Consider the following 6,544-nt stretch of genomic DNA (forward strand, 5'->3'; position numbering starts at 1 on the left):
CGTCGCTGAGTTTAACCATTTCCGGTTAACGTGGGTGCAACGGGTTAACGTATTTTCACCAAATATTTTTCAATCACTTTTGCAAAACCCGCAACGGTAGAGTTGTTTTGTATGTTTTCCTATTTCAATAAGAACTTACATATTTGTTTATTTTGTCTTTGTGCCTTTGTGTTTTCGTGGCTAATGAATTTTTCGGCCTAAAGTCCCAGCAGGCGCATGAACAGACGAATCAACGGATAGGCAAAAAGAACGGCCATCGCAATGGCAACCCATTTGAGGGACGATTTTTGTTCCGGGAACTCGTACCCGCAATAGGGACACACCTCGGCATCTTTCGGAACGGGCATCGCACAGCCGGGACATTCCTTTTCATCTTTTCCGATTTCCATCGAGTTTTTCCTTTTTATTCGGTTCAGGGTGATCCTTTTGTCGGCCAAAAACCTGTGTTTGCAGGGCTTCTTCAGCCTCATCAAATCGGGACAAATAATAGCGCAGTTTATTGTCAAAACTGGAGGTCAGATTCGTGAGTTTATATCCGATCTTCATTTGCTGATGCCAGGCAGTCAGGTCTTTCATCCGCAATGGCCCGTAGGCGCTTTCAAACACAACATCGCGCTTTTCGAATCGCGGCGGAATTCCCGGCGACGCTGTTTTTCGGTAGCCAAGGACGATGGTGGCGATGGGAATAACGCCCTCGGGAAGATGGAGCTTGTCTTTCAGGAAACGCGTGTCCAGCAGCCCGGATTTGCCGGTATCCGACAGCATCACCGAGGCGAGTCCCAGAGCTTCTGCAGCGACTGTCATGGCCATGGCGGCGAGGCCGACATTAAACACGGCCATGGTGTGCGCCAACAGGGTATTGGTTTTAAAGTCTGTCAGAATTTGGCCGATGCGGTGCACGTCGCTGCACACCATGATGGCGCGATTTCCATTAAAGGGGATTTTAGTACCGAACACATCTTGCCAGGTTTCCCGGGTAAATGTGATAAAAGACCACGTTTGCAAATTCACGGAGCTTGGGGCAAAGCGTCCCGCCTCGAGAATGGCGTTCATCGTGTCATCGGAAACAGGTTCGTCGGTAAACCGGCGGCAGCTCCGTCGGTTCACAAGCGTTTTAAGCACCGGGTTTTCGGACGCTTTGGCTGACACTTTGGGTTTCCCGGCAACGAGCTGCCAGGCATTCTTTAATAAAGAGAACATGTGCATTTCGTCATTTTTCTTCGATTTGATATAAAACACTCTTTAAGTATTGGTGTAATGTTTTCATGGCGTTGATGGCCATTTTCGCTTCTTCTCGAGTGGCCGACTGCCCAGGATATCGAAAAGCAATAGCAAAAGGATTGAGCAAAGCAAACATATTGCTATAAAAATCCATATCAGGTACAAAAGGCAACGCAAGTTTCATTAAAGCAAGCAAATCATGAACTTTTTGAAAACGAACACTTTTTTCTTGGAGAATTGCTTTTAAATCTTTCTCAATACATTGTTGGGCATGAAATCCGGCGGAATCGTAATTCGGATGTTTTCGTGCCCTGAACTCTCGCAAAGCACTATAGTAATCACCCTCTGCCTTTTCAATCCATTCCTTGGTTATGTCGTTCATATAATAGTTTCCCGTTATTGAGGACATCTTCAATAAAAAAATCACCGCTCTGTAAGCGCCTATTGATTTGTTCGGGTGTAATCACAATGATATCGAAAGGAAACGTGTGATCCAATAACAGGGCAATCTTCGAACTCAATTCCATTGTTGGTTGGCTTGTTTTTTTGATAACCAGTAAATCAACATCACTTTCGGGTGTGGGATTACCATAGGCATATGAACCAAATAAAATAATTTTTTCAGGATCAAATTCCTTTATGATTCGATAAACCTGCTCTCGAATTTCATCGATAGTTGCACAGCGTTTGCCAATAATGGACACTGTTTCACTCATATCTTGGCTCCTGTTTCAACGTTTTTCAACATCCCCGCTCGTGTGTTTAGAATTTCCCGTTTCAAATCGGGTTATCACTTCACCTACAACGGAATATTCCCATGTTTCTTTTTGGGATTGTGATCGACCTTATTTTGGGTCATTTCAAGTGCCCGAATCAATTTTGGCCGTGTTTCCGAAGGCTCGATCACATCGTCCACATACCCCCGCTCGGCTGCCACGTACGGATTAGCCAGTCGCTCGCGGTACTGCTCTTCTAACTTTTTCAGGGCTTCCTCAGGATTCTCGGCCTGTTTAATCTCCTTTCGGAAGATAATTTCCACCGCTCCCTTCGGTCCCATAACGGCAATTTCGGCGGTTGGCCAAGCGTAGTTCACATCTCCGCGAATATGCTTTGAACTCATCACGTCGTAAGCGCCTCCGTACGCCTTCCGCACAATCACGGTAATTTTGGGGACGGTGGCTTCGCTGTAGGCATACAAGAGCTTGGCTCCGTTTTTAATAATACCCCGCCATTCCTGATCGGTTCCCGGCAGAAAGCCCGGCACATCTTCAAACGTAATAATGGGGATGTTGAAGGCATCGCAAAAGCGCACAAAGCGCGCCGCTTTAATGGACGAGTCGATATCCAGAACACCGGCCAGATACGCCGGTTGATTGGCCACAATCCCCACGGAGCGACCGCCCAGCCGCGCAAAACCGACCACAATATTCGGCGCATAATTTTCATGAATCTCAAAAAACTCCCCATTGTCGAACACGTGTGTAAAAATTTCCTTCACATCGTACGGCTTGTTGGGATTGTCAGGAACAATGGTGTTGAGCTCCTTGTCCCTTCGATTGGGATCATCCCCGGTGTCGATAACCGGAGGGTCTTCCAGATTATTTTGGGGAATAAAACTTAGCAGCCGGCGCGTGGCCATGATGGCTTCCGCTTCGCTTTCGGCCACGAGATGCGCCACACCGCTCTTGGTTGCATGGGTCATGGCACCGCCCAATTCCTCAAAACTGACCGCCTCGTGGGTTACGGTTTTAACCACATTCGGACCCGTCACAAACATGTGGCTGGTTTTTTTGACCATGATGATAAAATCCGTAATGGCCGGGGAATAGACGGCCCCACCCGCACAGGGACCGAGAATCAGGGAGATTTGAGGAATAACGCCGGAAGCCAGTGTATTGCGCAAAAAGATATCCGCATACGCCCCTAAACTCACCACTCCCTCCTGAATACGGGCTCCACCGGAATCGTTGAGGCCGATGACGGGTGCCCCCATTTTCATCGCCATATCCATAATTTTGCAGATTTTCTGACCATGAGCTTCCGAAAGCGAGCCGCCCAGCACGGTAAAATCCTGTGAAAAGACAAATACCAGCCGTCCGTCAATCGTTCCGTAGCCGGTTACCACGCCGTCTCCGAGGAAGCGCTGTTTATCCAGTCCGAACTCCGTGGAGCGGTGGCGTACCAGCATATCGACTTCCTCAAAACTGCCTTCGTCCAGGAGGAGCTGCACACGCTCCCGCGCCGTTAATTTTCCTTTTTGGTGCTGGGCATCAATCCGTTTCTGTCCGCCCCCCAGAAGAGCCTCTGCCTTTTTTTCACGCAGACGCTTTATCTTGTCTTCAATGCTCATGAATGGGCCTCTTCATTTTCCTTGCTTAGTCGATTCTTTTTATACCAGTCCTTGATGTAGGCTACAATTTCATTGGTATTGGTACCGGGGCCAAACAGTTTGCCCGTCCCCATGGCCTCCAACTTTTGAATGTCTTCATCCGAAATAATGCCTCCCCCGGTCAGCAGCACATCGTCCAACCCCTTTTCCCGCATAAGCTCCAGTACCCGGGGGAAAATGGTCATATGCGCGCCGGACAGGATGCTCAGGCCAATCACATCCACATCCTCCTGCAGGGCCGCTTCCACAATCATTTCCGGCGTCTGGCGCAGACCGGCATAAATGACCTCCATTCCGGCATCCCGAAGCGAGGCTGCGATAACCTTGGCCCCCCGATCGTGACCGTCCAAACCGGGCTTGGCAATGAGCACACGAATCTTTCGATCTTGCATAAAAACACTCCTTTTATTTTGACAGGATAAACAGGATTGCGTGACGCTTGAATTCTCTCCGGCTTATCACAAACACATCCCCATTAATTTCGCCTGAATTCGTGAATCCGCGGCAATAAAATTTGGGATTAGAATATCGAAACCTCCCGGTACTCTCCAAATTCTTCCCGCAGCACCTGAATCATTTCGCCGAGGCTGGCGTACTGCCGGGCACAATCGATAAAACGGGGCATGAGATTGTCGCCCTCCCGCGCGGCGTTTCGCAATTTCTGCAAACAGGATTTTACCTTTTCATTGTCACGGGTCTCTTTCACTTTTTTTAGATTTTGAACCTGTTCCTTTTCCACTTCGGGGTCGATTTTCAAAATGGGAATGTCAATTTTTTCGTCTTCTTCCACGTACTCGTTCACGCCCACAATAATGCGCTCTTTTTTATCGATTTCTTCCTGATAGCGAAAAGCCGCATCCGCAATTTCTTTTTGAAAGAACCCCTTTTCTATGGCCGGAATCACTCCGCCCAGACTCTCAATTCGCCGGAAGTAGTCCTCTGCCTGTTGTTCCATTTTGTTGGTTAACGACTCCACAAAATAGGATCCGGCCAGCGGATCGATGGTATTGGCCACCCCAATTTCATTGGCGATAATTTGCTGGGTCCGCAGGGCAATTTTAACGGCCTTTTCCGAGGGCAGCGCCAGTGTTTCATCCATCGAATTCGTATGCAGCGACTGGGTTCCGCCAAGAACTCCCGCCAGGGCTTCGTAGGCCGTGCGTACGATGTTGTTCTCCGGCTGTTGAGCCGTTAGTGAGCATCCGGCGGTCTGGGTGTGAAAACGAAGCAGCCAGGATCGGGGATCTTTGGCTCCGTATTTTTCCTTCATGTGGCGCGCCCAGATTCGGCGGGCCGCCCGGAATTTGGCAATCTCTTCAAAGAAATCCAGGTGGGAATTAAAGAAAAACGACAGACGAGGCGCAAACTCATCCACATTCATTCCGGCCTTGATTCCGTATTCTACGTACGTGAAGCCATCCGCCAGGGTGAAGGCGAGTTCCTGAGCCGCTGTCGATCCGGCTTCTCGAATGTGGTACCCGCTAATGGAAATCGTGTTCCACAGGGGAACTTCGTCCTTACAAAAGGCCATGGTGTCTGTGATAATTCGCATGGAGGGTTCCGGCGGAAAAATGTACTCCTTTTGAGCGATGTATTCCTTCAGAATATCATTTTGAATGGTTCCCCGCAGTTGTTTGGACGGAACGCCCTGCTTCTCACCCACCACAATGTAGAAAGCCAATAGAATGGACGCTGGAGAATTAATGGTCATGGAGGTGCTCACCTTGTCCAGAGGAATCCCGTCGAAGATGATTTCCATGTCCTTGAGCGTATCCACAGCCACACCGCAAACACCCACTTCGCCGTGGCTTCTCGGGTGGTCGGAATCGTATCCCATCAGGGTCGGCAGATCAAACGCCGTGGAAAGCCCGGTTTCCCCGTGTTTGAGCAGATAATGAAACCGCTTATTGGTATCGCGGGGGGTGCCAAAACCGGCAAATTGCCGCATGGTCCAGAGGCGTCCGCGGTACATGTTGTAGTGGACACCCCGCGTGTAGGGATACTCCCCGGGAAACCCAATGTCTTTCAGGTAATCCGTTCCTTCCATGTCGTCGGGCGTGTAAAGCGGCGCCACCGGCTCGGAAGAAGTGGTCACAAATTTATCTTTGCGGTCACGGGATTTTTTTTGCATCTCCTGCTCCCACCGCTCTTTCTCTTTTTTTATCTTGTCGAGATCATCCATCGCCTTCTCCTTTTAAATAAAAAATATTTAGGCCACCAAGACTCTAAAACACAAAGGTTAAAATATCATTCTTTTAATTCCATCTTTTATGCGCGGCACATTAAAATTAATTAAAAATCCAAGGCGTTTACCTGTTAACCTAAGGTAACTCAACAATTGTGCCTCCCACACAGGATTCATTTCATCAACTGCTTTTAACTCACAGATAACCAAATCTTCAACTAAAACATCCAATCGAAATGCCTCTTCCAATTTAATTCCATCGTAAATAATTGGAATCTCAACCTGTCTCTTATAAGTCAAATTCCGTTTCGATAATTCATGACACAAGCAAATTTCATACACTCTTTCCAATAATCCCGGACCCAATTTGTAATGAACCTGAAAAGCCGCATCGACAATCTGACTGGCAATTTCTTCCTCTTTTTTTGAAGGTTTTTTGTAATCCATTTCTTCCTTCGAGCCTTTGAGTCTTGGTGGCCATTTTTTTATTTCACAAAGTCCTTCAATAATTGCTGAAGGGTTTTTTGACGGGTAAGAATCTCCTGTACGCCGGACGTGAATTTCTCTTCCTTTTCAGCATCCCAGTATGTGTTTAATATCTGCTCGTTCAGGTATCGCCGGATACGGCTTTCAATGCGCTGCTTAAATTTTCGATCCAGAATATGCTTTTCTTTCTGATAACGCTGAAATTCTTGCAGGGTCTCGTAGAGTTCTGCAATCCCTTTGCCTTCACTGGCAACGGTCTGAAG

Annotated in this window: 9 protein-coding genes; all 9 read right to left on the reverse strand. The window is 48.0% G+C overall.

What is annotated here, in order from left to right:
• Nucleotides 1–197: 197 nt before the first annotated feature.
• The gene (locus tag GXO76_05350; protein NOY77277.1) at nt 198–389 is read right to left on the reverse strand and encodes a zinc ribbon domain-containing protein; all 192 of its coding nucleotides are present in this window, start codon (nt 387–389) and stop codon (nt 198–200) included.
• The gene (locus GXO76_05355) at nt 370–1,200 is read right to left on the reverse strand and encodes a hypothetical protein (GenBank protein NOY77278.1); all 831 of its coding nucleotides are present in this window, start codon (nt 1,198–1,200) and stop codon (nt 370–372) included. The genes GXO76_05350 and GXO76_05355 overlap by 20 nt, the downstream gene beginning before the upstream one ends.
• A 10-nt stretch (nt 1,201–1,210) precedes the next feature.
• On the reverse strand, nt 1,211–1,603 hold the full coding sequence (locus GXO76_05360) for a HEPN domain-containing protein (protein ID NOY77279.1): 393 nt from the start codon (nt 1,601–1,603) through the stop codon (nt 1,211–1,213).
• Nucleotides 1,575–1,937, reverse strand: a complete 363-nt coding sequence (locus GXO76_05365) for a nucleotidyltransferase domain-containing protein (GenBank protein NOY77280.1) — start codon at nt 1,935–1,937, stop codon at nt 1,575–1,577. Before GXO76_05365 ends, GXO76_05360 begins: the two co-directional genes overlap by 29 nt.
• An 83-nt stretch (nt 1,938–2,020) precedes the next feature.
• A complete protein-coding gene (locus GXO76_05370) occupies nt 2,021–3,571 on the reverse strand; it encodes an acyl-CoA carboxylase subunit beta (protein NOY77281.1) in 1,551 nt (516 codons plus the stop codon).
• Nucleotides 3,568–4,002 (reverse strand): cobalamin B12-binding domain-containing protein, encoded by a 435-nt coding sequence (locus GXO76_05375; GenBank protein NOY77282.1) that lies wholly within the window; start codon nt 4,000–4,002, stop codon nt 3,568–3,570. Before GXO76_05375 ends, GXO76_05370 begins: the two co-directional genes overlap by 4 nt.
• A 128-nt stretch (nt 4,003–4,130) precedes the next feature.
• Nucleotides 4,131–5,792 carry a methylmalonyl-CoA mutase family protein gene (locus tag GXO76_05380; GenBank protein NOY77283.1) on the reverse strand — a complete coding sequence of 554 codons (1,662 nt, stop codon included), beginning with the start codon at nt 5,790–5,792 and terminating at the stop codon, nt 4,131–4,133.
• A 57-nt stretch (nt 5,793–5,849) separates the two neighbouring features.
• Nucleotides 5,850–6,242, reverse strand: a complete 393-nt coding sequence (locus tag GXO76_05385) for a GxxExxY protein (GenBank protein NOY77284.1) — start codon at nt 6,240–6,242, stop codon at nt 5,850–5,852.
• A 38-nt stretch (nt 6,243–6,280) separates the two neighbouring features.
• Nucleotides 6,281–6,544 (reverse strand): hypothetical protein (locus GXO76_05390; GenBank protein NOY77285.1); only part of this gene is annotated, 264 nt, incomplete at its 5' end.

This window comes from Calditrichota bacterium, assembly GCA_013151735.1.
GTDB lineage: Bacteria > Zhuqueibacterota > JdFR-76 > JdFR-76 > BMS3Abin05 > BMS3Abin05.

Bases quoted from the DNA above. Each gene is read 5' to 3' on its own strand.
- GXO76_05360 (NOY77279.1), bottom strand. From the start codon at position 1,603: ATGAACGACATAACCAAGGAATGGATTGAAAAGGCAGAGGGTGATTAC.
- GXO76_05385 (NOY77284.1), bottom strand. From the start codon at position 6,242: ATGGATTACAAAAAACCTTCAAAAAAAGAGGAAGAAATTGCCAGTCAG.
- GXO76_05370 (NOY77281.1), bottom strand. From the start codon at position 3,571: ATGAGCATTGAAGACAAGATAAAGCGTCTGCGTGAAAAAAAGGCAGAG.
- GXO76_05380 (NOY77283.1), bottom strand. From the start codon at position 5,792: ATGGATGATCTCGACAAGATAAAAAAAGAGAAAGAGCGGTGGGAGCAG.
- GXO76_05365 (NOY77280.1), bottom strand. From the start codon at position 1,937: ATGAGTGAAACAGTGTCCATTATTGGCAAACGCTGTGCAACTATCGAT.
- GXO76_05350 (NOY77277.1), bottom strand. From the start codon at position 389: ATGGAAATCGGAAAAGATGAAAAGGAATGTCCCGGCTGTGCGATGCCC.
- GXO76_05355 (NOY77278.1), bottom strand. From the start codon at position 1,200: ATGTTCTCTTTATTAAAGAATGCCTGGCAGCTCGTTGCCGGGAAACCC.
- GXO76_05375 (NOY77282.1), bottom strand. From the start codon at position 4,002: ATGCAAGATCGAAAGATTCGTGTGCTCATTGCCAAGCCCGGTTTGGAC.